The sequence below is a fragment of the Corynebacterium hindlerae genome (assembly GCF_014117265.1).
In the GTDB taxonomy this organism is placed as follows: Bacteria; Actinomycetota; Actinomycetes; order Mycobacteriales; family Mycobacteriaceae; genus Corynebacterium; species Corynebacterium hindlerae.
In genome coordinates this window covers 463316-488432 of the sequence record NZ_CP059833.1, presented here as the reverse complement: position 1 = coordinate 488432, position 25117 = coordinate 463316, and the positions used below count along the sequence as shown (strand labels likewise).

Annotated in this window: 25 protein-coding genes; 16 read left to right on the top strand and 9 right to left on the bottom strand. The window is 60.6% G+C overall.

Annotated elements, in window-relative coordinates; genetic code table 11:
• The first annotated feature begins 14 nt into the window (after positions 1-14).
• The 8 genes from hisF to HW450_RS02305 all read left to right on the top strand — a co-directional run bounded on the left by hisF (position 15) and on the right by HW450_RS02305 (position 8373).
• Positions 15-779, top strand: a complete 765-nt coding sequence (gene hisF / locus HW450_RS02340; RefSeq protein WP_182386429.1) for an imidazole glycerol phosphate synthase subunit HisF — start codon at positions 15-17, stop codon at positions 777-779.
• Positions 776-1138 carry a phosphoribosyl-AMP cyclohydrolase gene (gene hisI, locus HW450_RS02335; protein ID WP_182386428.1) on the top strand — a complete coding sequence of 121 codons (363 nt, stop codon included), beginning with the start codon at positions 776-778 and terminating at the stop codon, positions 1136-1138. The genes hisF and hisI overlap by 4 nt, the downstream gene beginning before the upstream one ends.
• Entirely contained in the window at positions 1126-1752 is a 627-nt protein-coding gene (locus tag HW450_RS02330) for a TIGR02234 family membrane protein (RefSeq protein WP_182386427.1), read from the top strand. The genes hisI and HW450_RS02330 overlap by 13 nt, the downstream gene beginning before the upstream one ends.
• Before the next feature lie 81 nt (positions 1753-1833).
• Positions 1834-2643: an indole-3-glycerol phosphate synthase TrpC gene (trpC, locus tag HW450_RS02325; RefSeq protein WP_182386426.1), complete on the top strand. Its 810-nt coding sequence runs from the start codon at positions 1834-1836 to the stop codon at positions 2641-2643.
• Positions 2644-2698: 55 nt separating this feature from the next.
• Positions 2699-3559: a prolipoprotein diacylglyceryl transferase gene (lgt, locus tag HW450_RS02320; RefSeq protein WP_182387268.1), complete on the top strand. Its 861-nt coding sequence runs from the start codon at positions 2699-2701 to the stop codon at positions 3557-3559.
• A 33-nt stretch (positions 3560-3592) separates the two neighbouring features.
• Positions 3593-5020: a pyruvate kinase gene (gene pyk, locus HW450_RS02315; protein WP_182386425.1), complete on the top strand. Its 1428-nt coding sequence runs from the start codon at positions 3593-3595 to the stop codon at positions 5018-5020.
• 51 nt (positions 5021-5071) lie between these two features.
• Positions 5072-7675, top strand: a complete 2604-nt coding sequence (gene glgP, locus HW450_RS02310; protein ID WP_182386424.1) for an alpha-glucan family phosphorylase — start codon at positions 5072-5074, stop codon at positions 7673-7675.
• A gap of 26 nt (positions 7676-7701) precedes the next feature.
• A complete protein-coding gene (locus HW450_RS02305) occupies positions 7702-8373 on the top strand; it encodes a GntR family transcriptional regulator (RefSeq protein WP_182386423.1) in 672 nt (223 codons plus the stop codon).
• Here the strand turns inward: HW450_RS02305 and HW450_RS02300 are convergent.
• Together HW450_RS02300 and HW450_RS02295 are read right to left on the bottom strand one after the other, a co-directional pair.
• On the bottom strand, positions 8354-9616 hold the full coding sequence (locus HW450_RS02300) for an amidohydrolase (protein ID WP_407926290.1): 1263 nt from the start codon (positions 9614-9616) through the stop codon (positions 8354-8356). The genes HW450_RS02305 and HW450_RS02300 overlap by 20 nt on opposite strands.
• 13 nt (positions 9617-9629) lie before the next feature.
• A complete protein-coding gene (locus HW450_RS02295) occupies positions 9630-10994 on the bottom strand; it encodes a DUF4921 family protein (RefSeq protein ID WP_182386421.1) in 1365 nt (454 codons plus the stop codon).
• Positions 10995-11025: 31 nt separating this feature from the next.
• Between HW450_RS02295 and HW450_RS02290 the strand changes: the two genes are divergently transcribed.
• Entirely contained in the window at positions 11026-11379 is a 354-nt protein-coding gene (locus HW450_RS02290; protein WP_182386420.1) for a hypothetical protein, read from the top strand.
• On the opposite strand, the gene HW450_RS02285 is transcribed toward HW450_RS02290, so the two are convergent.
• The gene (locus HW450_RS02285; RefSeq protein WP_182386419.1) at positions 11366-12445 is read right to left on the bottom strand and encodes a glycerate kinase; all 1080 of its coding nucleotides are present in this window, start codon (positions 12443-12445) and stop codon (positions 11366-11368) included. The genes HW450_RS02290 and HW450_RS02285 overlap by 14 nt on opposite strands.
• Before the next feature lie 358 nt (positions 12446-12803).
• Between HW450_RS02285 and gdhA the strand changes: the two genes are divergently transcribed.
• Entirely contained in the window at positions 12804-14150 is a 1347-nt protein-coding gene (gene gdhA / locus HW450_RS02280; protein ID WP_182386418.1) for an NADP-specific glutamate dehydrogenase, read from the top strand.
• Between the two features lie 52 nt (positions 14151-14202).
• Here gdhA and rbsD read toward each other — a convergent pair whose 3' ends face one another.
• The 6 genes from rbsD to HW450_RS02250 are packed head-to-tail and all read right to left on the bottom strand — an operon-like array spanning position 14203 to position 19951.
• Positions 14203-14577, bottom strand: a complete 375-nt coding sequence (rbsD, locus tag HW450_RS02275) for a D-ribose pyranase (protein ID WP_182386417.1) — start codon at positions 14575-14577, stop codon at positions 14203-14205.
• A 15-nt stretch (positions 14578-14592) separates the two neighbouring features.
• On the bottom strand, positions 14593-15477 hold the full coding sequence (locus tag HW450_RS02270; protein ID WP_182386416.1) for a ribokinase: 885 nt from the start codon (positions 15475-15477) through the stop codon (positions 14593-14595).
• Entirely contained in the window at positions 15477-16400 is a 924-nt protein-coding gene (locus tag HW450_RS02265; protein WP_182386415.1) for a D-ribose ABC transporter substrate-binding protein, read from the bottom strand. Before HW450_RS02265 ends, HW450_RS02270 begins: the two co-directional genes overlap by 1 nt.
• A gap of 27 nt (positions 16401-16427) precedes the next feature.
• Positions 16428-17393, bottom strand: a complete 966-nt coding sequence (locus HW450_RS02260; RefSeq protein WP_182386414.1) for an ABC transporter permease — start codon at positions 17391-17393, stop codon at positions 16428-16430.
• Positions 17390-18925: a sugar ABC transporter ATP-binding protein gene (locus tag HW450_RS02255; protein WP_182386413.1), complete on the bottom strand. Its 1536-nt coding sequence runs from the start codon at positions 18923-18925 to the stop codon at positions 17390-17392. The genes HW450_RS02260 and HW450_RS02255 overlap by 4 nt, the downstream gene beginning before the upstream one ends.
• A 9-nt stretch (positions 18926-18934) precedes the next feature.
• Complete coding sequence (locus HW450_RS02250) at positions 18935-19951, bottom strand: LacI family DNA-binding transcriptional regulator (RefSeq protein ID WP_182386412.1); 1017 nt, start codon at positions 19949-19951, stop codon at positions 18935-18937.
• A gap of 201 nt (positions 19952-20152) precedes the next feature.
• Here HW450_RS02250 and HW450_RS02245 point away from each other — a divergent pair, with 201 nt between their 5' ends.
• The 6 genes from HW450_RS02245 to HW450_RS02220 all read left to right on the top strand — a co-directional run bounded on the left by HW450_RS02245 (position 20153) and on the right by HW450_RS02220 (position 24766).
• Positions 20153-20869 carry a DivIVA domain-containing protein gene (locus HW450_RS02245; protein WP_182386411.1) on the top strand — a complete coding sequence of 239 codons (717 nt, stop codon included), beginning with the start codon at positions 20153-20155 and terminating at the stop codon, positions 20867-20869.
• Positions 20870-20922: 53 nt separating this feature from the next.
• Complete coding sequence (locus tag HW450_RS02240) at positions 20923-21393, top strand: YceD family protein (protein WP_182387266.1); 471 nt, start codon at positions 20923-20925, stop codon at positions 21391-21393.
• On the top strand, positions 21390-22121 hold the full coding sequence (gene rnc, locus HW450_RS02235) for a ribonuclease III (protein WP_182386410.1): 732 nt from the start codon (positions 21390-21392) through the stop codon (positions 22119-22121). The genes HW450_RS02240 and rnc overlap by 4 nt, the downstream gene beginning before the upstream one ends.
• Positions 22121-22954: a bifunctional DNA-formamidopyrimidine glycosylase/DNA-(apurinic or apyrimidinic site) lyase gene (gene mutM / locus HW450_RS02230; protein WP_182386409.1), complete on the top strand. Its 834-nt coding sequence runs from the start codon at positions 22121-22123 to the stop codon at positions 22952-22954. The genes rnc and mutM overlap by 1 nt, the downstream gene beginning before the upstream one ends.
• Before the next feature lie 109 nt (positions 22955-23063).
• Positions 23064-24503, top strand: coding sequence for an alanine/glycine:cation symporter family protein (locus HW450_RS02225; protein ID WP_182386408.1), 1440 nt, complete (start codon positions 23064-23066; stop codon positions 24501-24503).
• The gene (locus HW450_RS02220; RefSeq protein WP_182386407.1) at positions 24500-24766 is read left to right on the top strand and encodes an acylphosphatase; all 267 of its coding nucleotides are present in this window, start codon (positions 24500-24502) and stop codon (positions 24764-24766) included. Before HW450_RS02225 ends, HW450_RS02220 begins: the two co-directional genes overlap by 4 nt.
• Positions 24767-25117: the final 351 nt, after the last annotated feature.

Genomic DNA, 25117 nt, shown 5'->3' with positions numbered 1-25117 from the left:
CGAGGGAGTGACTGATGTCCGTGGCAGTGCGCGTTATCGCCTGTTTGGATGTGGATGCCGGCCGAGTGGTCAAGGGAGTGAATTTCGACAACCTGCGTGATGCCGGTGATCCGGTAGAACTGGCAGCTCGTTATGGCCAAGAGGGGATTGACGAACTGACCTTCCTGGACGTGAGCGCCTCGAAGCAGGGCCGTGGCACAATGCTGGATGTGGTACGCAGGACCGCTGACCAGGTGTTTATTCCGCTCACCGTCGGTGGTGGCGTGCGCAGCGAAGACGATGTGAACGAGTTGCTGCGCGCTGGCGCGGACAAGGTCAGCATCAACACCTCCGCGATTAACCGCCCGGAACTCATTTCTGAGTTGTCGCAGCGGTTCGGCGCGCAGTGCATCGTGCTCAGCGTCGATGCACGACGCGCAGCTGATCAGCCAAGCGGTTTTGAGGTCACCACCCACGGTGGGACCAAGTCCGCTGGCCTCGACGCCATCGAATGGGCGCGCCGGGGAGCCGAACTCGGAGCCGGGGAAATTCTGCTCAACTCCATGGACGGCGACGGCACCCAAGATGGCTTTGACATTGAACTAATCACGAAGGTTCGGGAAGCCGTGAATATCCCGGTGATCGCCTCCGGCGGCGCCGGACGGGCAGAGCACTTCCCACCAGCAGTGGAAGCAGGCGCCGACGCGGTGCTAGCTGCCTCGGTGTTCCACTTCGGAACCGTCGCAGTGTCGGAGGTTAAGGATGCCCTCGCTGAGGCAAGGCTTGAGGTGCGACGATGAGCGATCCCGCAAGGTTCGACCTGGATCCGAAGCTAGCAGCGAAGCTCAAATTCAACGACGCCGGCCTAATCCCCGTGATCGTGCAGGCCGAGGGAACCAAGGAAGTGCTGATGATGGCGTGGATGGATGATCACGCCCTGGCGCACTCGCTGGCTACCCGGAAGGGCACCTACTTCTCCCGCTCCCGGAATGAGTACTGGATCAAGGGCATGACTTCCGGCCACGTCCAGGAAGTAGTGAGCATCGCCGCCGACTGCGATGGGGACACACTGCTCATGGTGGTACGCCAGACAGGGGCGGCCTGCCACACTGGAACTCGCACCTGCTTCGACGATAGGAAGCTGCCATGCGCGCAATAGCTACGGCGCTGCTCGCACTCTCGGCGGTAGTGATCTGGATCGGTTCCCGCCTCACCTGGCTGCGGGTGGACATTTTCGACGACAAATCCGGCGCCGCCCAGCACGATTTAGTGGGAGCGGTGTGGTCTACGGAAATGACGGCTATCGTGCTGGTGCTGCTCGCCGCTGTCGTCGCGATTTTGGTGCTTCGGCGCCTCGCACGCCGAATCGTCGCCGGGATCGCCGCGCTAGCAGCAGCTGCTGCCAGCTGGAAACCGCTCGACATTGTCCTCTACGGCGCAGACCCCATGCGAGTGAAAGACCTGCTCACCAGCGGCGCTGCATCGCAGCGGCAATCAGATCCTGTCACGGTCACGCAATGGGCCACGGTGGAAAACATCCAGGTGATGAACGCGGGACCGTTGCTCGCCCTCGTCGGCTGCGCAGTGGGTTTGCTCGCTGGAATTTTGCTTGTGATGCGCCCGGGCGTCGATAAGGCGCGGCGTAACGCCTATGAAACCCGTCAGGCGCGAGAGGAGAAACTTGCCGACGACCTAGCCGCCGATCCGGACTCGCCACGGCTGATGTGGGATGCCCTCGATGCAGATGTGGATCCCACGGAGAAAGACACGTGATTTTTCTCTCCTTAGTGTGAGCGACTAGCCTTAAGAACCGTGCACCAAAGTTGTCGCGGTTTTGCAGACGGAGGTCGACCAGTGACGTCCGTTCTTGAGCAGATCATTCAAGGCGTCGTGGAGGATGTGGCCTCCCGAGAGGCCAAGGTGCCATTCCAAGACATCAAAGCGATGTCGCGAGAGGTTACCCCGCCACGCAACGCACTCGAAGCGTTGCAGCAGCCCGGCTGTGGCGTGATCGCTGAAATTAAGCGCGCGTCCCCGTGCCAAGGCCAGATCGCTCGCATCGACCACCCCGCGGAGCTCGCGCAGCAGTTTGAAGCCGGTGGCGCTCGCATGATTGGCTGCCAAACGGAACGACGCCGTTTCATGGGGTCCCTGGAAGACCTCGCCGCTGTGAAAGCTGCCGTGTCGGTACCGGTGATGAGCAAAGACTTCATCGTAGACCCGTACCAGATCCATGAGGCCCGCTACTACGGGGCGGACATGGTGCCGCTCATCGTGTCCGCGCTTGACCAGGCCCGGTTGGAATCCCTGCTGGATCGAATCGAATCACTGGGGATGACGGCGCTCGCCGAAGTCCACACCCCTGAAGACGCATCCCGCGCGATCCAAGCCGGCGCCAAGGTAGTGGGTGTGAACGCCCGAAACCTGCATTCGATGACGATGAACCCGAGCGCCTTTGGGGAAATCGCACCAGGCCTGCCTCGAGACACCATCCGGATTGCGCTGTCTGGGGTGCGCGATGCGAAGGATTTGCGTCGTTATGCCAGCGCGGGCGCGGACGCCGTCGTCATCGGTGAATCCCTGGTCACCGCGCCGGAACCTATGACGCTGGTGCGCACCATGGTGGCGGTGGGGCAGCATCCGGCAACCCCGACGGCTCGGTAACAACGTGGGGTAGTGGCAGCGAAGTTTTTCATTGTAGGGCACACTTGTATGCGTGATGAACCTCGCTTACATTCCATCACCGCCTCAGGGCGTGTGGTATCTCGCCGGAATCCCCATTCGTGCCTACGCGCTGTGTATCGTCGCGGGCATTCTCGTTGCTGTGTGGCTCACCAAGCGTCGGTACGTGGCGCGAGGCGGTAACGCTGATGTGGTGATGGATGCTGCGTTGGTAGCGGTCCCCGCGGGCATTGTAGGCGGACGGCTCTACCACGTCATTACTGACAACGACCAGTACTTTTGCGAGTCCTGCAACCCGATTGACGCCCTGAAAATCACCAACGGTGGCCTGGGGATTTGGGGTGCGGTAGCGCTTGGTGTGCTCATGGTCTGGGTGATGATGAAGGTAAAGGGCCTGCCCATCGCCCCGCTTGCCGACGCCGCAGCCCCCGGAATCATTTTGGCACAAGCAATCGGGCGCCTTGGAAACTACTTCAACCAGGAACTCTACGGCGCCGAAACCACGGTGCCGTGGGGGCTCAAGATCTTCTATCGAGTTAATGAAAATGGGGCGCTAGCACCGCTGACGGGGCATTCGACGGGTGAAGTTATCGCCATTGTGCATCCCACGTTTTTATACGAAATGATCTGGAATGTGCTGGTGTGCGTGCTCCTGCTGTGGGCTGACAAAAAATTCAACCTCGATCGCGGTAAGGTGTTTTGGCTCTACGTCGCCGGATACACGTTGGGGAGGTTCTGGATCGAACTGATGCGCACCGATCACGCGACGTTGATCTACGGCCTGCGGGTTAACACCATCACCTCCACTGTGCTGTTCATCATCTCCGTGGCATGTGTGATGTGGCTCAGTAAGAATCGCACGAAGGACAATCCGTCACGCGAAGCGCAGATTCTGTAGCAGCTAGGCCTCACAAGGACTAGGGTGGGGTGCGTGACTAGACGAACAAAGATTGTATGTACGCTCGGTCCAGCAGTTGCTTCCAAGGAAGGCATCCTTGGGTTGGCGCAGGCTGGAATGGATGTTGCGCGAATGAATTTCTCGCACGGCGATCATGCTGATCATGAACAAAACTATCGCTGGGTCCGTGAGGCCACGGACGAGACCGGCCATGCTATCGGCGTGTTGGCTGATCTACAGGGCCCTAAGATTCGCCTCGGGCGCTTCACCACCGGCGCCACAGTCTGGGAGACTGGCGAGACAATCCGTATCACCGTCGATGATGTTGATGGCACCCACGATCGCGTCTCCACCACCTACAAAGAACTGGCCAAGGACGCTAAGCCAGGCGATCGCCTGCTTGTCGACGACGGCAAGGTCGGCCTGGTGTGCGTTGCCGTGGAAGGTAACGACGTGGTCTGCGAAGTGGTCGAGGGCGGCCCGGTGTCCAACAACAAGGGCGTGTCCCTGCCGGGCATGAACATTTCCGTGCCTGCGCTGTCGGAAAAGGACGTCAAGGATCTTCGCTTCGCCCTTCAACTCGGCGTGGACTTCATCGCGCTGTCCTTCGTGCGTTCCCCTGCGGACATCGAGCTAGTCCACAAGGTGATGGATGAGGAAGGCCGACGCGTTCCGGTCATCGCCAAGCTGGAAAAGCCGGAAGCAGTGGAAGCGCTGGAATCCATCGTGCTCGCATTTGATGCCATCATGGTGGCTCGTGGTGACCTCGGCGTGGAAGTGCCACTCGAGGACGTTCCGGGTGTGCAGAAGCGCGCTATTCAGATCGCGCGCGAGAACGCCAAGCCAGTGATCGTTGCTACGCAGATGCTGGACTCCATGATTGAGAACTCCCGACCTACCCGTGCGGAGGCATCGGACGTCGCTAATGCCGTGCTCGACGGCGCGGATGCGGTCATGCTCTCCGGCGAGACGTCGGTGGGGCGCGACCCGCAGAACGTGGTGCGCACCATGTCCCGTATCGTTTCCGCTGCGGAAGCCAACGGCATGACGCCACCTCTGACGCACATCCCACGCACCAAGCGTGGCGTGCTGTCCTACTCCGCGCGTGACATCGCCGAGCGCCTCAACGCAAAGGCACTGGTGGCCTTCACCACCTCCGGTGACACCGCTAAGCGACTAGCCCGCCTGCACAGCCGGCTGCCACTGCTGGTGTTCACCCCACGGCCCGAGGTACGGTCCCAGCTGGCACTGACCTGGGGTGCACAGACCTTCCTCTGCCCGAAGGTATCCAGCACGGACCAGATGATGTTTGAGGTGGACAAGGCCCTTCTCAACATGGAGGAATACAACGAGGGCGACGTCATGGTCGTGGTTGCGGGCACCCCTCCAGGAGAGCCCGGCAACACAAACATGATCCACGTTCACATGTTGGGGGAAGATGTAACCGAGATCAAGTATTAATATTCCCCCTTACAAGTCGCGAAATTGGCGCTTTATGGCAGAGTTGGAAGGGTGAAACCTTCCAACTCTGTATCCGTTGTCCAAAGCGTCCCGGCTGCCCTCGCACCGCTGTGGCGCCTCGCAATGAATCTGCGCTGGTCGTGGCGCCGTGAAACCCGTGATCTCTTCCGTGAGATCGATCCTGAAAAGTGGAGCGACTTCGACGAAAATCCACGCCGCATGCTGATGGAAGCATCGGCTGATCGGCTGCGTGAATTGGCTGCCGATCCGCAGTACGTCGCGAAGATCCAGTCAGAAGAAGAAGATCTCAACAACTACTTGCAGTCTTCCTTCTGGTACCAAAACACCCACGCACAGCACCAGGTTGCTGATCAGGCGACCGTAGGAGAGAGCGACCTCGGACCAGCCGATCCGATCGCTGCCTACTTCTCCATGGAATTCGGTATCCACCCTTCGCTTCCGATCTACTCCGGTGGCTTGGGGGTGTTGTCCGGCGATCACATGAAGTCTGCCTCTGACCTTGGCGTGCCACTGATCGGCGTCGGCTTGCTGTACTCCTACGGCTACTTCACCCAGTCGCTCTCCGGCGACGGATGGCAGGAAGAGCACTACGAATACCACGACCCTCACCTGCTTCCTGTCGAGCCTGTGCTCGATGAAAAGGGGTACCAGCTCAAGGTGACGGTGGCATTCCCTGAGGGCCGCGACATCGTGATCGCCCTCTGGGTCGCAGCCGTGGGCCGTATCCCGCTGCTGCTGCTGGACACCAACATCCCAGACAACCCGCCAGAGATGCAGGACGTTACCGACCGCCTCTACGGCGGTGACAGCGAGCACCGCGTGCGCCAGGAAATGGTCCTGGGCGTCGGTGGTGTCCGCGCCGTCAACGCATTCTGTGACTCTCGTGGCCTCGCCCGCCCACGCGTGGCACACCTCAACGAGGGCCACGCTGGCTTCCTCGGCCTGGAGCGGATCCGCGAACGCATGCAGGAAGGGCTGTCCTTCGACGCTGCACTGGCTCAGGTCCGTGCGGCAAGCATCTTCACCACCCACACCCCAGTTCCAGCTGGCATTGACCGCTTCGACATGAACCTGGTGCGCCGCTACCTGGGCGAAGGCCTACCAGAGGACAAGCGTGTGGTGCCAGGTGTGCCACTGGATCGCTGCCTGGACCTAGGCGGTGAAGCAGACCCACACCGCTTCAACATGGCACACATGGGCTTGCGACTTGCGCAGCATGCCAACGGCGTCGCGAAGCTGCACGGCGACGTGTCCCGTCACATGTTCGCCTCCCTGTACCCAGGCTACGAGCCTGCCGAAGTCCCGATCGGTTCTGTGACCAACGGCGTGCACCTGCCTACCTGGACCAAGCCGGAGATGCGTTCCATCATCGAGCGTCTGTCTGATGGGCAGGATCTGGCCGTTGCTGATGAATGGACCAACGCCGACGCCGTCTCTGACGAGGAACTGTGGCAGACCCGTAACAAGCTGCGCGCAGACCTCGTGGGTGTTGCCCGTAAGGCAATGAAGCAGTCCGGTCTGAAACGCGGCCAATACGAAGCCCAGCTGAACTGGACCAACCGCGTGCTGGATCCGAACGTTCTCACCGTCGGTTTCGCGCGCCGCGTGTCTACCTACAAGCGTCTGACTCTGATGCTGAAGAACCCAGAGCGACTGCGCTCCATCCTCCTCAACGAAGAGCGCCCAGTGCAGTTCGTCATCGCCGGTAAGGCGCACCCACACGACATGGGTGGCAAGAAGTTCATGCAGGAAATCGTGCGCTTCGCGGATGAAGCTGGCCTGCGCGATCGCTTCCTGTTCCTACCGGACTACGACATCGGACTCGCTGGCTACCTGGTCTCCGGCTCGGACATCTGGTTGAACAACCCAGTGCGTCCGCAGGAAGCCTCCGGTACTTCCGGTATGAAGGCCGTGATGAACGGCTGCCTGACCCTGTCCATCTCTGACGGCTGGTGGGACGAGATGCCTCAAGAAGGCTACGGTTGGACCATCCCTACCGTTGAAACCGACGACCAGATGTTCCGCGACCAGCTGGAAGCAGAAGCACTGTACGACCTGCTTGAACACGAGATCGTGCCGATGTTCTACGACCGTGACGAGGACGGCCTGCCACGCGAGTGGCTGAGCATGATCCGTCGCTCCATGACGGAACTGTCGCCGAAGGTGAGCTGCACCCGCATGGTCCGTGATTACACGGAGCAGTACTACCGTCCCGCTAACCACGGTGCTCGCCTGGTGCTTCGCGATAACGACGCCGCCCAGCAGTTCGTGAACTGGAAGGAGCGCGTGTACCAGGCCTGGCCAAACATCCGCCTGGAGGACCTCAAGATCGCGAACGCCAGGAACTCTGAGCGTGCCGTCACCTCCGGTGAACCGGCCCACATCTCCGTGGATGTGGACCTGGGCATGCTCACCGACAGTGACGTAGAGGTCCAGGCGGTGACCGGCCGGACGGATCGGGATGGCAACATCGTTGATCCTGTGATCACGCCGATGGCCGATAACGGCGAGGGCCGCTACTGGGCAGAGCTGCCCATTCACGAACCGGGTAATCTCGGTTACACTGTGCGTGTAGTTCCACAGCACCAGTTGCTTCCGAGCCCAGCAGAACTTGGGTTGATCAAGTTCTACTAAATCGACATTCAAGGTAGGTGGGGCATATGAGCCCGTTGCAAGTCAGCAGGCCTCTTATGCCCCTCACTCAGGCGCAATACGCATACAACGAGCTGCGTAGCGCAATCACCACGGGGCAGCTTCCCGGCGGTGCCCACATTGTTCAGTCGGAGTGGGCAGCTCGCCTCGATGTGTCTATCACCCCGATTCGGGAAGCTATCCGCCGGTTGGAACAGGACGGGTTGGCGCGTTCGGAGGCCCATAAGGGCACCACGGTCAACCCGTTTAGCATTGATCGGGCAGCGGAGATTGTGTCCCTGCGTAAGGCCCTTGATCCGATGCAGTTCCGTCGCGTGGCTGAGAGCTCGCCTTCGAGGGCTGCCCACGCGGCGGAGCTGTACGCGAAAATGCAGGAGCTAAACGATCCTGTTCAGTTCTCTGACCTTGACCTGGAGTTTCACCGAGTGGTCATGGGGATTGATGAATCCTGGACAGCGCGGCTGACTCAGACACTTATCGTGGCGTCGTCCCCCTATGTGGCGGTGGCGCTCGCGCACAATCCCCGCCTGCTAGAGAAAGAAAACGAGCACCACGCTCAGTTCGTCGCAGCGCTGAAAGCTGGCGACGTGGAAGGCCTGGTCGAGCTGAACAAGCAGCATGTGTCCCAGGTCTTCCACGCGCTACAGCACGTAGATCTGCCTAGCGTGCTAGGTAACTGAGCACCGCGGTGCACGCCGCCCGGGTTGCCGCGGTCACCGTTGGCGTGAAGTCCGGCAGGAAGGTGCTCATGTGGTTGCTTGGGATGTCTTCTACTACCCGGTTTGCCGCTACAGCTGCCTCCCACTGCGGGCGTGGGGTAGCGCCGACCATCCAGTACAGGTAGGGCGCCCCGAAGGCGCGTGGCACCTGGGAGAAATCCTCGGAAGCGGTCCAGGGGGAGCCGTCGAGGGAGTCTGCTCCGAACACGGCGTCGAACTGGGGGCGGACCTTGGCGAACACCTCGGGGGAGTTATCCGTTAGCGGGGCATGATCGGTGTATTCGAAGATTGGGTCTTGTAGGCACCCGGAGGCAGCACATTCAGCCCGTACCACTCGCTCGATGGCCTGGTATAGGTGGTGTTTGACTTCGTCGCTGTAGGTGCGGCAGTTGAGCACCAGGTCTGCGGTGGCGGGGATGGTGTTGTTGGAGTTTCCGGAGGACAGCGTTCCGACGGTCACCACCGCGAATTCGGACGGAGGAACCTCACGACCCACGATGCCCTGCAGCCTGACGACGACCATTGCCGCGACGAACGTCGGGTCAATGGAAAGGTGTGGCATGGACCCGTGTGAGGAGCGCCCGAAAATCCGAATCCGAATAGTGTCGGCAGCGGCGAGTGCCGGCCCGGACATGGACATCACCGTTCCGGCGGCGCCAGGGCCGATATGCTGGCCGAACACCACGTCTGGTTGCGGCATGAGGTGGGCAAGTCCGTCGTTGACCATCGCGAGTGCCCCGGCTCCGTTTTCTTCGGAAGGTTGGAACAAGGCTACGAAGGTGCCACGCCAGTGTTCGCGGTGATCGTCGAGAATTGCGCAGGCGCCGAGCAGGGCAGTGGTGTGCATGTCGTGGCCACAGGCGTGCATCAGCTTGGTGCGGATACCTTGCGGGGTGATGCCTTCAGCGACAGAGGCGAATTCAACCCCGGTGGCTTCCTCGACGGGGAGGGCGTCGAAGTCGGCGCGCATCACCGCCGTAGGGCCCTCGCCGTTGCGGAAGATCGCGATAATGCCATAGCCCCCGATGTTGTCCACAACGTCGCAGTTGAAGTCCGCGAGCTTGGTTTTGATCTGCGCCGCGGTGCGCTGCTCCTGCATGGACAGTTCCGGGTGGGAATGAAGATCGCGGTAGAACTCGCCTTGCCATTCGAGGTCGGTGGTGGCAGTGGCGAGCAGTGTGGAGATGTCTGTCACGTGGGTTATCCGTCCTTTCCGGTTAGTTTGTTACTACTGTAGCGGGCGTCACATTGAGGACGGGGTTATACCGCAAGCTATTTCGTGCGACGTTGGCCTCGGTGGCGATGCGGATGGTGGGCGCGATGCGTCCTTCGTCCCGCAGTCGGTAGAGTCCCTGTACCATCCGATCCCTAATATTCTGCGGGGACAGCGTGTTGAGGTAAATCTTGGTTCCACCTTCGAAACCGGCCAAGTTGGACACGCGCCATTTGATCATTACGCGCCACGGCATGGGGATATCCAGGTCAATAGGCTTGTGATGCCACTCCTCATTGCACGGCACTTCCGGGCCGGTGGCAGCATGAATCGCATGCATGAGGTCGCTCATCGCATCCTGTTCGTCCGCCGACTGCAACCAGGGCTCCGGGATTGCGGACTTGGAGTAGATCTCCACGGTGGGGTAGCGGTGCCCGAAACCAGCGAACGCGACTGCGTGATCGTTTTCGGCGATGATGAGGTTGTGGTAGTTGGCGTAGTCCACAGCCCACTCGTTGTACATATTCGGGTTGGCGCGCAGTCGGCTGATTTCTTCTTCCGCGTGGACGCCCCGCTCATCGATCGCCACCAGCTGTTTATGCAGGTGATCGAAGGAAGCGCCGGCCGGTTTCAGCCAGTTTTGGAACACTGCCACATAAGGCACGTAGCGGTTGCGGACGTAGAGGTCTGCGATAGCTTCGGTGGTAAAGCGAATCAGCGCCCGGTGTTCGTCCACGCTGAGCGTGCCTGACGACGCCAACTGGTTGTCATGCGTGGCCCCGTCAACGAAGTGGCGTCGCCCAATAATCAAGTCATGGCCACCGCCGAAGTATCCGCCCGCCTTCCCGAGGAGCTCTTCCTGCGTCATCGTGTCCAGCACTTCAGCGGGAGTGCCGGCTGCCTTGAGCCTCGTGCGGACAATCGCGAGGACATGCTCCCGGCCCTGCTCATCTGCGAGATATTCCTGCATGTGGGCGGCGACGTCGGCGTCCATCTCAAAACCGTAGTTTTCCCGCCAGTAGTCGTAGGAGACGATCTCAAACAGGTTGGGAACGCGACGAAACTCCGCGGTGGTCTGGTGGAGCTGCGCCGGCAAAACGCCGGGGCGGCTGAACCACACGTCGCCATCTTTCACCATCCGTGATTTCTCCGGCGGGGTGCTGAGCAGGTTGTCGCTGCAGAATGCGCACGCGCGGGTGTGATCTTCTGGCGCGAGCTCGCGGGGATCCGCCACCGGGGTGGAAAGCGGCCGGTTCCCGCGCCCCGGCACGGTCCACACTTCTGTACCGGTGAGGGGATTAACCTGCTTCAAGGTCCCATCGGCCATAGTGATCAGGGGAGTTGGGCGGTGATGTAACGGTGTGCTCATACCTATCCAGCGTATTAGCTACGCTGTGTTTATGCCTGAAATAATTTTCGATGCCCTGGTGCCCACTTCCCACGTCCCGCGGTTGCAGGCCCGGTTTGAGCAGCTGGCCACGGCCATGAACGTGAGCGTCACGTCGGAAGGGGTCGTGCAGGTTGACCCCGAGGTGGAACGTCAACTCCGGGAGCAGCTGGACGGGGACTCCTCGGAGTTTTACATGCAGCGGTTCGTCATTCACGCAGCGAGCAACCTCAACCAGACGGCGATGACGTTCGCTCGGCTGCTTACCCCGCATGCGGACCTGCCGCCGGAGCCCGTGGCGTTGGAAAATGAGGAAGCGTTCGAGGTAGCTGCTGACTACCCGTGGACGGTGGTTATTCAGCCTTAAGGTACTCCGCGATGCGGCGACCGGCGTCGGCAAGCTGCGCGGCGATGCCCCCATCAATCAGCTCGATGGTGTGCACCCCATCTGGAGCGTCCTTGACTTTTCCTGCCACCACGATCGCCGGTGTATCGGCCGCGGCAGCGCGATCGAGCACCATACCCGTCACTTTCCCGGAGAGTGACTGAGAGTCGAATGAGCCTTCGCCGGTGATGACGAGGTCGGCGTCGGCAAGCTGCTCATCCAGCCCCATCGACGCCGCGACGACCTGCGCGCCGGGCAGCAACGTGATGGCGGCTTCGGTTCCGTGCAGCATGGTCGATAGCCACGTGAGGGCGATGGGGGTGCCGCCGGCCGCGCCGAACCCGGGGCGTGCTGGGTCGATGCCGCAGCGGTCGCACAGGGTAGCCAACGCAGCATCGAGCTTCTCGACGTCCGTTGCACTGGCGCCCTTTTGCGGACCGAACACCGCTGCTGCGCCATCGGGGCCGGTAGCAGGGGAGTCCACGTCCGCGAGCAGGACCCATTCCACTGAGGCTGCTGGAATGTTGAGCTGGGCGGTATCGAAGTGGTCGAAGTCCACGAGGGCGGCGCCGCCTTGACGGAGGGGGTGGCCGTATTTATTCATGGGGGTGGCGCCAAGGGCCACGAGGATGCCTGTTCCGCCATCAACGGTTGCGCTGCCGCCGAGTCCTAACGTGATGCGGCGTGCGCCTCGGGATACCGCGTCGGCGATGAGCACACCGGTGCCATAGGTATCTCCGGTGGTGGGGACGGGGTGGTCTGCGACGGCGGGAAGCCCGGAGGCAGCGGCGATGTCGATGAAGGCCTCGGGGTAGTCCTCGTTGTAGACGTAGGTGGCTTCGGTGAGGCGTCCCGCGGCGTCGGTGGTGGGTAGCGTGATGGGGGTTCCGGCGAAGCAGGCAGCCGTGCCTTCGCCACCATCCGCAAGGGGAACAGTGGTGATGTTGGCGTCCGGGAATTCTTGGGCAATGGCGGTGGCGAGTTGCTCGGCTACCTGGTGTGCGGTGGCGGTTCCCTTGAAGGAGTCAGGGGCAATTAGAATCTTCATGGCTGTATATTTCTCACTCTATTGTATATTTGCAGGCTTAGTTTTATTCACCGGCGGTCCTGTTTTGTTGAGCAAAACCACTCACTATTTGAGATGGTCAGCGTCATTTTTTAAGAAAAGCCAGGTAGTTGAAAATGTGACTCCCGTCTCAAAAGTATGGTTTTTGGTGGGTGGGACTCCTCGAGGGGTGAATGGATTAAGCATATTCTGATAAAGTCTCCACCGTCACATTGTATAGGGAAGTAATTCACTTGCAGGTGGTCGTTTTATCCGAACTACATCGTTTTCATACCTGTCGCAGACGCATTGGGTTAATGCGGACAGGTACTTAAGATGTAACTTTTGAAAGGAATGCAGCATGTCGTCTATCGAGGCACAGGTCTCCGACTACTACAACAAGCTTTTGCTGCGCAACGCGGGCGAGCCTGAGTTTCACCAGGCTGTAGCCGAAGTACTCGACTCCCTCAAGATTGTGCTGGAAAAGGATCCTCACTACGCGGACTACGGTCTCATTCAGCGTCTCTGCGAGCCAGAGCGTCAGCTGATGTTCCGTGTCCCGTGGGTTGATGACAAGGGTGAAGTTCAGGTCAACCGTGGCTTCCGAGTTCAGTTCAACTCTGCAATTGGCCCCTACAAGGGTGGCTTGCGGTTCCACCCATCCGTGAACCTTGGCATTGTGAAGTTCCTCGGCTTCGAGCAGATCTTCAAGAACTCCCTGACCGGCCTTCCTATCGGTGGCGGTAAGGGCGGTTCCGACTTCGACCCTAAGGGCAAGTCCGACGCCGAGATCATGCGTTTTTGCCAGTCCTTCATGACGGAGCTGTACCGCCACGTGGGCGAGTACCGCGACGTCCCAGCCGGTGACATTGGCGTCGGCGGCCGTGAAATCGGCTACCTCTTCGGCCAGTACCGTCGCCTTGCTAACCAGCACGAGTCCGGCGTCCTCACCGGCAAGGGCCTGACCTGGGGTGGATCCCTGGTCCGTACCGAAGCCACCGGCTACGGCCTGGTGTACTTCACCAAGGAAATGATGGCAGCACACGGCGCCTCCCTCGAAGGCTCCAAGGTCATCGTCTCCGGTTCCGGCAACGTGGCTATCTACGCCATCCAAAAGGCGCAGGAGCTCGGCGCTACTGTCATCGCCTTCTCCGACTCCTCCGGCTGGGTAGAGACCCCGAACGGCGTCGATGTTGCCAAGCTCAAGGAGATCAAGGAAGTTCGACGCGAGCGCGTATCCGCCTACGTCAACGAGGTCCCTGACGCTAAGCTGCACACCGAGGGCTCCATCTGGTCCCTGCCATGTGACGTTGCCCTGCCATGTGCTACTCAGAACGAGCTCGGTGGCAAGGACGCAACCATGCTGGCCGATAACGGTTGTGAGTTCGTGGCCGAAGGCGCGAACATGCCTTCCACTGCAGCGGCCATCGAGGTATACCGCAAGCGTAGTATCCACTTTGGCCCAGGTAAGGCTGCTAACGCCGGTGGCGTGGCTACCTCCGCACTGGAAATGCAGCAGAACGCATCCCGAGACTCCTGGAGCTTTGAGTACACCGATCAGCGTCTGCATGAGATCATGTCTGGCATCTTCAAGAACTGTGCGAAGACCGCTGCCGAGTACGGCCACGAGGGTGACTACGTTATCGGCGCTAACATCGCTGGTTTCAAGAAGGTCGCTGACGCCATGCTCGCACAGGGTGTTATCTAACCACTAGTACGAATAAACCCGCTTTCCTTATAACAGGAGAGCGGGTTTAGTGCTAGAAAGCTACGCCTGAAGTGAAGATGACATTGGCAAACGGAGTGGTTTCTCCGGTGCGAATGACAAACTTCACGTCAGCGATCCGCGCCTTGAGCTTCTCGTGTGAGACCTCCTGGACAGCAGGGGCGGCAATGAGCGTACGGACCGCGTCTGGGGTTGTGTCCGCGATGGTGGCCTCCTGGACTACCACCTCCGCCAGCACCGCGCGAACTACCGACTCGAACGAGGGGACACCGAATATCAACGCGAGATCGATGACCTCGACCTCATCAGGGATGGGCAGGCCACAGTCCGCGACCGCAAAAGTGTCCGAATGCCCGAGTCGGTTGATCGCGGCGGCTAGTTCGGCATTGAGAATGCCTGCTTTACGCATGACGTATCACCTTCCTTAGGGGAGTGGATCGTGCACGGAAGGATATGAGGGCTGAGCTCCGCGTCGGCAAGCAGCATAGGCCCCGACGCGTGCCGCGTGCGTCGCCGCCACCACCAGGTCGTCGCCAGCCAACAACCGCGCAGCCAGCGCGCCCGTGAACGCATCGCCGGCGCCCGTAGTGTCAACTGCCTCGATGACTGGGGTAGGGATCTCGCGCAAACCATCGGCCGTGCCAACGAGCGCGCCCTTCGCCCCTAACGTGAGAACAACTGAGGTAAACCCCACGTCAAGCAGGGCCTGCACGCTTTCCGACGCCGTCCCCGCCGATACCCCGAACTGCTCGAGAACCAGCCCCGCCTCGTGTTCGTTGACCACCAGCGGATCGGCGCGCAGCAGCTGCTCGTGAGGAACGTCCACCACGGGGGCCAGGTTCACCACCACGCGACCGTCGAACCCCTGCACCGCAGCGGCAAAGCCATCCGCGGGGATTTCGCCTTGCAACAGCAGCATGTCGCCGGGAAGGTCGATCGAGGACACGTACGACTTTGTGACCGTGGCGTTTGCTCCGGGCACCACCACGATGGTGTTCTCGCCATCCGCGGACACCGTGATCACCGCGAGCCCGGTGCTCACATCGGGCACCGTGGAGATGTGGGTATCGTCAACACCGGCCTGGTGAAGCAGCGACAGAGCAGGGGAGGCGTAGGCATCATCACCGACCGCGCCCACGAAGGCGACGTTGGCGCCCTGCAGGGCAGCGGCGACTGCTTGGTTTGCACCCTTGCCACCGGGAAGGACCTCGCCACCACTGCCCAACAGGGTCTCCCCAGGGGTGGGGTGGCGATCCACGTGAACGAACAGGTCGGCGTTAATAGAACCAACCACACAGAGGGTATTCATTACTTGAACTCAGCAACGTTCGTGGCGTCGACGGTGACAACCTCAACGGGGATTTCCTTCTCGGCAGTCTTGCCCTCCAGCAGAGCTTTCGCCTGCTCCACGGCCTTCGCACCCAGTTCCGCTGGCTGCTGAGCGATGGTGCCGGTGAGCGTGCCCTTCTTCACGGCGGCGACGCCGTCAGCCGTGCCGTCGAAGCCGAAGACCTTCACATCCTTCCCGGCTTTTGCGCCGAGGGCTTCGATTGCGCCGAGCGCCATCTCATCGTTCTCTGCGAAGATTGCTTTCACGTTTGGATGAGCCTGGAGCAGGTTCGTGGTCACGTTCAGGCCTTCGGTGCGGTCGAAGTTGGCCGTTTGCTTAGCCACCACCTTGATGTTCGGGAACGCTGCGATGCCCTGCTCAAAGCCCTTGCCGCGGTCGCGGGAAGCGGAGGAACCCGCGATACCTTGCAGCACAAGCACCTCGCCTTCCTCACCGATCGACTTAGCCAGTGCCTCAGCGGCCTGCTTGCCACCGGCGATGTTGTCGGAGGCAATGTAGGACGCAATCTCGCCTTCATTAGAGGAGCGGTCCACAGCGATCACCGGGATCTTCGCGTTGTTGAGGGATTTGACAGCAGGGCCCACGGCATCGGAGTCAGTCGGATTCACGATCACAACGCCAGCGCCGGAGGTTTCAGCGTTCTTCAGCTGATCGGCCTGGGTGGAGGCATCATCGGAGGCGTCCTGGATGCTGAGCTTGACGCCCAGTTCATCGGCTTTGTGCTGCGCACCATCACGCAGCTCCACGAAGAATGGGTTGGACTGGGTGGACAACGCCAAGGTGACGGATTCAGCGCCACTCTCACCGCGGTTGCAGGCAGTGACAGACAAGCTCAAAGCCAGGACGGAAGCGATGGCGAGGGTTTTACGTGCGAGAGACATGAGAGGGAGTCCTTATCTTTTAGGAGGTTAGTTGGCAGTTTTGTTTCGGATGACGTCGAACCCGACCGCGAGAGCGATCACCAGGCCGATGACGATCTGCTGCCAGAAGGAGGAGACATTGAGGAGGTTCAGACCATTGCGGATCACCGCAAGGAGCATGGCGCCGACGAGAGTTCCCGTAGCTTTGCCGGAGCCACCGGCCAATGACGCGCCACCAATGACGACAGCCGCGATGGCATCCAGCTCATAGCCAGCGCCGGCCTGGGGCTGGGCCGACGACAGGCGGCCAGCCATCACCAAACCAGCCAAGCTGGCGAACAAACCGGACAAGGCAAACACGGTGATTTGGATCTTCTTCACCGGCAGGCCGGAGAGCCGAGCTGCTTCCAAGTTGCCGCCAATGGCGTACATGGACCGGCCCAGCACCGTGCGTTCCAGGATGAACCAGCACACCAGGCCAGCGATGATCATCATCACGATCGGAACAGGTACGCCAGCGACGGTGGAACCCAGGAAGTTCACCTCATCAGCGGTGGCCATAGGGGAGCCCTGGGAGATCACCAAGGTTGCGCCACGCGCGATCGACATCATTGCCAAGGTGGCGATGAAAGAGGGGATCTTGCCAAAGGCCGTGGCGCAGCCACAGATCGAACCGGCGAGGACACCGATCAACAGTCCGATCACCAGCGTGAGCCAACCAGGCAGCCCCACCTCGGTGAAGAAGGAGGCGGACACCATGGCGCCCAGGGCCGCCACGGACCCCACCGAGAGGTCGATGCCAGCGGTAATGATGACGAACGTCATGCCGAAGGCGAGGATCGCCACCGTCGCAGCTTGGATGCCGATGTTGACGAAGTTATTTACGGTAAGGAAGTGTGGCGTGGCAATGAACAGGGTAATGCACAGCGCGATGAGGCCAACAAGAGCACCGTTGTCCATCATCCAGTTGATGGCCCGGCGTGATGCTGGTGTACGAGTAGTTGCGGTGGTCATGAGGAAAGCTCCTGTTGTGGATCAGCGTCGGGGCGAACAGCACTGGTGAGGTTGGCAACCGCCAACGTCATCACGTCATCTTGGGACGCGGTGGGCGGTAATTCTCCGGCGATCTTCCCGCCGGACATGACGAGGATGCGATCGGACATACCGAGCACCTCAGGCAGATCAGAAGAGACCATCAACACGGCACCACCAGCAGCAGTTACCTTGTTGATGATGTTGTAAATCTCCACTTTCGCGCCCACATCTACGCCACGGGTCGGCTCATCAAGCAGCAACACTTTCGAACCTGCCAGAACCCAGCGGCCAAACACCGCTTTCTGCTGATTGCCGCCAGATAGATCCCGAATGGGCTGGTGAATAGAGGCCATGCGGATACGTAACTTCTCAGCCACCGTCGAGGCGCGCTTCGTTTGCCCGGACCGATCAGCAATCCCTAGGCGACTAGTGGAGCGCAGCGTGGCGAGCCCCAAGTTCTCCCCAACGGTGGCATCCAGGACCAGGCCCTGGCCCTTGCGGTCTTCTGGCACGTGACCGATACCAGCATTGATCGCCGTCGCCACGTCACCGAGTTTGAGGGGACGGCCGTCGATAAGCACACTGCCCGAGTCCACCTTGTCCGCGCCCGCGATAGCTCGCACCACCTCGGTGCGTCCTGCGCCCACCAAACCGGCAAGCCCCACCACCTCACCGGCGTGAACAGTGAAGCTGACATCGCTGAACTTGCCTTCAGACGACAGACCACTGACGTGCAGCAGTGGCGCGCCGGGCTCCTGAGGTTCGTGCGGGTACTGGTCGTCGATGTCGCGGCCAACCATGAGGCGGACCAGCTCGTTTTCCGGGGTGTCGGCGGGGACCTCTGCGACGAAGTTGCCGTCACGCAGCACGGAAATCGTGTCAGCGATGCGGGCGAGCTCATCCAGGTGGTGGGAGATGAACACCATCGCCACGCCTTTGTCCCGCAGCTGATCCACCACGCTGAAAAGCTGGTCGACCTCTTTGCCAGTGAGAGCTGCGGTGGGCTCATCGAGGATAAGGATGCGGGCGTTCATGGACAGCGCTTTGGCAATCTCCACTAGCTGCTGGCGGGCGATGCCCAGGTCACCCACCGGGGTATCAAGGTCAACGTCCAGGCCAATCATTCGCAGCGCTGCTTTTGCCTCAGCCCGGAGGTGCCTGAAATTCACCAATCCGAAGCGTGAGGGCGTGCGCCCGAGCAGGATGTTTTCGGCCACCGACATCGTGGGCACCAGGTTGAGCTCCTGGTGAATCGTGGCGATGCCGAGGTCCTCCGCGGACTTAGTGGTGGGCAGATGCACTTCCTTGTCATCCACAATGATGCGTCCGGAATCTGGCTGGTACACGCCAGCCATCATCTTGATCAGTGTGGACTTGCCAGCGCCGTTCTCCCCGAGGAGAGCCTGTACTTTACCAGGGCGCACATCCAGGCTGACGCCATTGATCACGGTCACCGGCCCGAAGGACTTTGAGATGTTTTCAAGTCGCATGATGGGTGCTGGTTGTGACATGTGGAGAATTCACCTCCTGGTGGTTGTGGGTGGCGTGCAGCGTGTCGACGCCCGGGAAATGTAAGTCGTGTCCAAAACAACAGCTTGGTCAGGCGGATCGGCGCCTCCGATGAGGCGCACGAGCCCGTCGTAGGCATGCTCTGACATGGCGACAACGTTTTGGTCGATCACCGAAATTGGCGCTGGTTGCAAGGACATATAGACCAGATCGTCGAATCCGACGAAGGCTAGGTCCGTGCCAATGTTGATGCCGTGTTGGTAGCAGTAGTCCAGCGCTCCGAAGGTCATCATGGAATCTCCGGCGATCAGCGCGGTGATACCACGGTGGAGGAGAGCTTGCGCACCGTCCCAGCCCTTTTTGACGTCGTAGCCGCCACGGAAAATGAAGTCGTTACTGGTCCCTGTGTGTGCGCAGATCTGCTCGAAAGCGGCTAGGCGCTGCGCGCCCGTGGAAGTTTCCACTGGCCCGGAAAGATAACCGATCCTGGTGTGGCCCCGCGCTGTCAGTTCAGCGACGGCCGCCGTGATACCGGGCAGGGCCTGCGACGCGTAGCTGGGAAGTGGGGTGCCTGGCAGTTCGCGGTCGATGAGTACGACCGGGGTGCCTGCGCGTTGGATGTTCATGAGCAGCGACTTGGAATTTTCGCTTGGGACGACGATCATGCCGTCCACCCGCATCTGCGACATGGAATAAATCGCTTGTTTGAGCTGCTCCGGGTCCTCGTTGCTGGTGGTGATGAGGGTGGTGTGGCCGTTGGCGGCGGCGCGTTCCTGGATGGTCGCGGCCATGGTGGCGAAGTAGGGGTTGGTGAGCGACGGGATGGTGAGCCCGATGATGTTGGTGCGGGCGCTGCGTAGGCCCCGGGCTTGCACGTTGGGCTGGTAGTTGAGCTCCCGGGCCACCTGTTGCACGCGCGAGCGGGTTTTCTCAGAGATGGATGTTTTTCCTGCCAAAGCGCGGGAGGCCGTGGAGATGGACACGCCGGCGGCTTCGGCGACATCTTTCAGGTTCGCGGGGGTGTTCATGGCGGGTCCTCGACAGCGGCTATGCAAACGTTTGCGTAACGGAATAAGGTCAATTTAAAAGCCGATGGGTGGTTATGTCAAGTGTTTTGGGTCACCTTTTGCTGTGATTGTGTGTCAAGACCTGGCGTGGGTCACATTTTCCACCCGAACACGCACGGCAGAACCACCCGCTAGCCAAAACCCCAAGTAAGCTGGGGAACCATGTACCGCGTATTCGAAGCTTTGGATGAAATGGTTCAGACCGTCGAGCAGGCCTACGGCGTGCCCATGACGGCGAATTGCATGGTGCCACGCAATGACATGCTGGCGCTTCTCGACGACCTCCGCAACGCACTCCCTGTCGAAATTGATGACGCGCAGGATGTGCTTGACCAAAAAGACGAGATTATTCGCGGTGCCGAAGAACGTGCCGCTGAAATTGTGGGCGACGCAGACGCTGAGGCCACTGACCTCATCTCTCGTGCCCGCCACGACTCCGACACCATGCTCGGTGACGCCGAAAATCGCGCTCACGCGATGGTGTCCAAGGCTCAGGATGACGCGGATCGGATCGTGGAAGATGCCCGTCGCGACGCCACTGCCCTGGTCGATCGCGCCACCGCGGAAGCTGAGCGCCTGGACAAGCAGGCTCGGGAATCTTACGATCGTGCGGTCGAAGAAGGGCTCGCCGAACAGCACCGCCTGGTCTCCGAGGCCGAGGTCGTGCGCCGTGCGAACGAGGAAGCCCACCGCGTCGTCGATGCGGCGCATGCGGATTCCAACCGCCTTCGCCAGGAATGCGATATGTACGTCGACGGCAAACTCGCAGAATTTGAAGAGTCCCTCAGCGCCACGCTGCGCGCCGTCTCGCGTGACCGCACCGCAATTCGTCGCGGTGCGGGAGCTACCGGATCCGCACCGCGCCGAGAGGACCACTAGTGGCCACCTCACCGTTTCAATTCAACGTGGCGACGCTCGTTCGCGGAGCCACGATGCCGGAACACCGCACCCAAACCGGGCCATCCCCGCAGCGCATCGGCGCCGAAATGATTGCGATTGCCGAAGGGGAAGACGTGGTGGTCGACGCCACCCTCACGCCGCTGGGGGAGGGGATCATGGTGGATGCCGTCGTCAAGGCGCCGCTGACCGGACAGTGCGTTCGCTGCCTGAACCCCCTCGCGCCCACGCAGGAATTCCACATCAACGAAGTGTTCGCGGTGTCCGCCGACTTCATCCAAGGTGATGAATCTGACGAAGACGATGTGCCAATGGTGGAAGGCGACCAGATTGACCTGCTGCAAAGCATCATCGATGCCGCCGGCCTAGAGTTGCCATTCAACCCGGTGTGCGAGTATTTTGACCTCCAGTGCGGGGCCGAGGATGTCCCCGCCCCGGATGGAATTTCGGGTGAGGAAGACGACCGCCCAGACCCTCGCTGGGCTGGACTGGAGAAGTTTAAGTGAACCGCAAAAAGGGGCGTCTAACCGGGCAGGAAGCCCTCGACGCCGCGTTCAACGCCGTGGACCACGCGCCACTGCTGGAGAAATTGGGCATTGAGCTTGCCGACGAACACCTGCGCCTAGCCCTCACCCACCGTTCGTTCGCGAACGAAAATGGCATGCTGCCAAACAATGAGCGTCTCGAATTCCTCGGCGACGCCGTGCTCGGCTTGTCCGTGGCGACGCAGCTGTACCACCAGTACCCGGACCGGCCGGAATCGGACATCTCTAAGATGCGCGCCTCGATCGTGAGCCGGTACGGCCTCGCGGACATCGCCCGAGAAATTAGCCTCGGCCAGCACATCCTGCTGGGCAAGGGGGAGGATTCCACCGACGGCCGCGAAAAGGATTCCATCCTGGCGGACACGACCGAAGCCCTGCTCGGCGCCCTGTACATCCAACATGGCTTCGAACCAGCCCGCGACGTGGTGCTACGCCTGTTCAAGCACAAGATCGATACCGCGTCCGCCGTCGGCCTGCACCAGGACTGGAAGACCACGCTGCAGGAAAAGGTCGCCGAGAAACGCCTGCCGGCGCCAGTGTACGAGTCCGAAGCGACCGGCCCGGAACACGAGCAGATCTTCACTTCCCACGTGCTCATCAACGGCGAGCGCAAGGGTACCGGCACGGGCACGAACAAAAAGCTCGCCGAACAACAAGCTGCTCACCAGGCGTTCCTCGCGATCCGCTAATGCCGGAGCTGCCAGAAGTAGAGGTGGTGCGGCGGGGTCTGTTGGACCACGTCGTTGGCACACGCTTGACGACGGTCGAAGTGCTGCATCCCCGGACGGCGCGCCGCCAGATCGGCGGTGGCGTCGAACTCTCAGCCCGGCTCAGTGGTGCGCGGGTCACGGGCGTCGATAGGCGTGGCAAATACCTCTGGCTGGTGCTTGACTCCGGCGCCTTGCTTGTTCACCTAGGGATGAGCGGGCAGATGCTCATCAAATCTGCTGGCGCCAACCCGCATCCGCACTTGCGGGCACGAGCAAAATTGGATTCCGGTAATGAGCTGTGGTTCGTTGACCAGCGCACCTTCGGATACTGGCACATCGGCGAGTTAGTGGATGGGGTGCCGGAATTGGTGACCCATGTGGCACCTGACCTGCTGGAACCGGCATTTTCCATGTCCAAGACTGTCGCGCGGATTCGCGCTAAGCGGTCGGGGATCAAGCGGGTGTTGCTGGATCAGACGGTCGTTTCAGGCATCGGCAATATCTACGCCGATGAAATGCTGTGGCAAGCCCAGATACACGGTGAAGTATTAGCGTCCTCGTTGTCCGATGAAGAGGTCACGCGATTGCTCGTCGCCGGTATCGATGTGATGCAGCGGGCCCTGGCGCAGGGCGGCACCTCCTTTGATTCCTTGTATATCAATGTCAACGGGCAGTCGGGCTATTTCTCCCGCTCGCTCAATGCGTACGGGCAGCAGGGGAAGCCGTGCCCGCGCTGCGGGACGCTGATGGTGCGGGAGCAGTTCGCGAACCGAGGATCGCACTTTTGCCCGAAGTGCCAGCGATTGCGCTGAGGGGTGCAACGAGACATGTGTTATCTGCCGAGTCGCATAAGGTAACAGGCGGGAAGAATTTCGGGGCTCGAGTTATTAAGTATCGTTAAATTCCAGTTACTCTACCTTTATGGAAAACCTCCTTACATACGTTGAGGCGTTCAATGAACAGTACTGGAAGTTCATGATCGTCCTCCTAGTTGGCGCAGGCCTGTGGTTCTGCATCACCACGATTGTGGTTCAAATCCGCTATGTCCCTGACATGTTCAAAGCGGTCGCAGAAAAGCCCTCGGACATCTCGGATGGCCAAAAGGGCATTTCCGCGTTTAAGGCATTTACGATCTCCGCGGCATCCCGCGTCGGCACCGGCAATGTGGCCGGTGTTGCCGTCGCCATCGCTGCCGGTGGTCCAGGCGCCGTGTTCTGGATGTGGATGCTCGCTGTGATCGGCGGCGCAACATCGTTCGTGGAATCCACGTTGGCGCAGGCGTTCAAGGTGCGGGACAAGTCGTCGTACCGCGGCGGCCCTGCGTACTACATCACCAAGGTGTGGAACCTGAAGTGGCTGGCCACCTTGTTCGTCTTTATGATCACCGTCACCTACGGTTTCGTGTTTAATGCGGTGCAGTCGAATTCTATTTCTTCTGCGATGGTGACGTCCTTTGACGCTGATCCGAGGAAGATCAAGTTGATCGTCGGTGGGGTGTTGGCGCTGTTAACTGCTGCCATCATTTTCGGTGGTGTGCAGCGTATCGCGAACGTCACGCAGGTGGTGGTGCCGGCGATGGCGACGATGTACATCGCGGTCGGCATCATCGTTCTCGCGCTGAATGCGGACAAGATCCCTGGCATGGTGATGTCCATTTGGGAGCATGCGTTCGGTATTCGTGAGTTCGCGGGTGCAACCCTTGGCACCGTGATTATGAAGGGCGTCCAGCGTGGTCTGTTCTCTAACGAGGCTGGTATGGGTTCCGTCCCGAACGCTGCCGCCACCGCGTCGGTGTCTCACCCTGTGAAGCAGGGCCTGATTCAGACCTTGGGCGTGTACTTTGACACCATCGTGGTGTGCTCTATCACCGCGTTCATCATCCTGCTGGCCCGCGGCGACATTGATGAAGGGCTCGAAGGCATGGAGATGACGCAGAACGCGCTGGCCTCCAACGTGGGCGCGTGGGGTATCCACTTCCTGACCGTGGTGATCGTCTTCCTGGCGTTCTCCTCCGTGATCGGTAACTACTACTACGGCGAGAGCAACATCGAGTTCATCACCCAGTCCAAGGCTGTTCTGGCAATTTACCGAGCTTTGGTAGCCCTATGTGTATTCGGCGGCGCGCTTGGTTCCGTGCCACTGGTGTGGGCGTTGGCCGACACCTTCTCCGGTCTGATGGCTACCGTGAACCTGCTGGCTATCATCCCGATGGGTGGCATTGCGGTGGCGCTGCTGAAGAACTTCGCTGAACAGCGCGCCCGTGGCGAAAACCCAGTGTTCCACCGCGATGATGTCAAGGGCATCCGTGGCTGGGAAGGCATGGAATGCTGGGATGGCTCTGACCCGATCACCCGCCGATGAACCGCCTCACCGCGTTCGTCCATGGCCACGTCCAAGGCGTGGGGTTCCGTTGGCACACCCGCGCCAAAGCGCTGGAACTCGGCCTCACCGGCAGCGCCACCAACCTCGTCGATGGCCGGGTGTGCGTCGTCGCCGAAGGACCTGCTGCAGCCTGCGAATCTCTGCTCGCCTGGCTTCGCAGCGGGACGACGCCCGGTTCTGTCACCACTGTCATTGATCAGTGGTCGGATCCCCGGGGCCTCTCAGGGTTTGAGGTGCGCTAGTTTTCGGCTTGTAGCCAGGTGAAGCGTGTGGGGTTTGCCCTCGGGGCTAAATTCTGCGCCATGGTGGTGGCCCTTGCGGTGTGATTGTGAAGATAGGTCCCGATAACAGTGGCGATGGAATTAAAGACTTACGTCGAGAAGTAACAGGTTGGTCAATAGGCATAGCTGTAAGGCTTTCTCCCGGTGTGGGCACCGGGCTTAGCGCCGCGTAAATCCTTCCAAGAAAACGTCCGCAGTCCCAACCATGGCCCCGACATTACGCCCCCGAGATTGCCCTAAAAACGCTTCGATGAGCCCGAACTTCGGGAGGGTAATGCCGGGGAGATTGCTGTAGAGCCGTTGTTGTCATCG

Coding starts and splice junctions, on each gene's coding strand:
- HW450_RS02225 (WP_182386408.1), top strand. CDS start 23,064: ATGGAAAACCTCCTTACATACGTTGAGGCGTTCAATGAACAGTACTGG.
- HW450_RS02285 (WP_182386419.1), bottom strand. CDS start 12,445: ATGAAGATTCTAATTGCCCCTGACTCCTTCAAGGGAACCGCCACCGCA.
- hisI (WP_182386428.1), top strand. CDS start 776: ATGAGCGATCCCGCAAGGTTCGACCTGGATCCGAAGCTAGCAGCGAAG.
- HW450_RS02255 (WP_182386413.1), bottom strand. CDS start 18,925: ATGTCACAACCAGCACCCATCATGCGACTTGAAAACATCTCAAAGTCC.
- HW450_RS02265 (WP_182386415.1), bottom strand. CDS start 16,400: ATGTCTCTCGCACGTAAAACCCTCGCCATCGCTTCCGTCCTGGCTTTG.
- HW450_RS02305 (WP_182386423.1), top strand. CDS start 7,702: ATGAGCCCGTTGCAAGTCAGCAGGCCTCTTATGCCCCTCACTCAGGCG.
- HW450_RS02290 (WP_182386420.1), top strand. CDS start 11,026: ATGCCTGAAATAATTTTCGATGCCCTGGTGCCCACTTCCCACGTCCCG.
- hisF (WP_182386429.1), top strand. CDS start 15: ATGTCCGTGGCAGTGCGCGTTATCGCCTGTTTGGATGTGGATGCCGGC.
- HW450_RS02240 (WP_182387266.1), top strand. CDS start 20,923: ATGCCGGAACACCGCACCCAAACCGGGCCATCCCCGCAGCGCATCGGC.
- HW450_RS02260 (WP_182386414.1), bottom strand. CDS start 17,393: ATGACCACCGCAACTACTCGTACACCAGCATCACGCCGGGCCATCAAC.
- HW450_RS02250 (WP_182386412.1), bottom strand. CDS start 19,951: ATGAACACCCCCGCGAACCTGAAAGATGTCGCCGAAGCCGCCGGCGTG.
- HW450_RS02245 (WP_182386411.1), top strand. CDS start 20,153: ATGTACCGCGTATTCGAAGCTTTGGATGAAATGGTTCAGACCGTCGAG.
- HW450_RS02220 (WP_182386407.1), top strand. CDS start 24,500: ATGAACCGCCTCACCGCGTTCGTCCATGGCCACGTCCAAGGCGTGGGG.
- gdhA (WP_182386418.1), top strand. CDS start 12,804: ATGTCGTCTATCGAGGCACAGGTCTCCGACTACTACAACAAGCTTTTG.
- rbsD (WP_182386417.1), bottom strand. CDS start 14,577: ATGCGTAAAGCAGGCATTCTCAATGCCGAACTAGCCGCCGCGATCAAC.
- HW450_RS02330 (WP_182386427.1), top strand. CDS start 1,126: ATGCGCGCAATAGCTACGGCGCTGCTCGCACTCTCGGCGGTAGTGATC.
- mutM (WP_182386409.1), top strand. CDS start 22,121: ATGCCGGAGCTGCCAGAAGTAGAGGTGGTGCGGCGGGGTCTGTTGGAC.
- lgt (WP_182387268.1), top strand. CDS start 2,699: ATGAACCTCGCTTACATTCCATCACCGCCTCAGGGCGTGTGGTATCTC.
- HW450_RS02295 (WP_182386421.1), bottom strand. CDS start 10,994: ATGAGCACACCGTTACATCACCGCCCAACTCCCCTGATCACTATGGCC.
- HW450_RS02270 (WP_182386416.1), bottom strand. CDS start 15,477: ATGAATACCCTCTGTGTGGTTGGTTCTATTAACGCCGACCTGTTCGTT.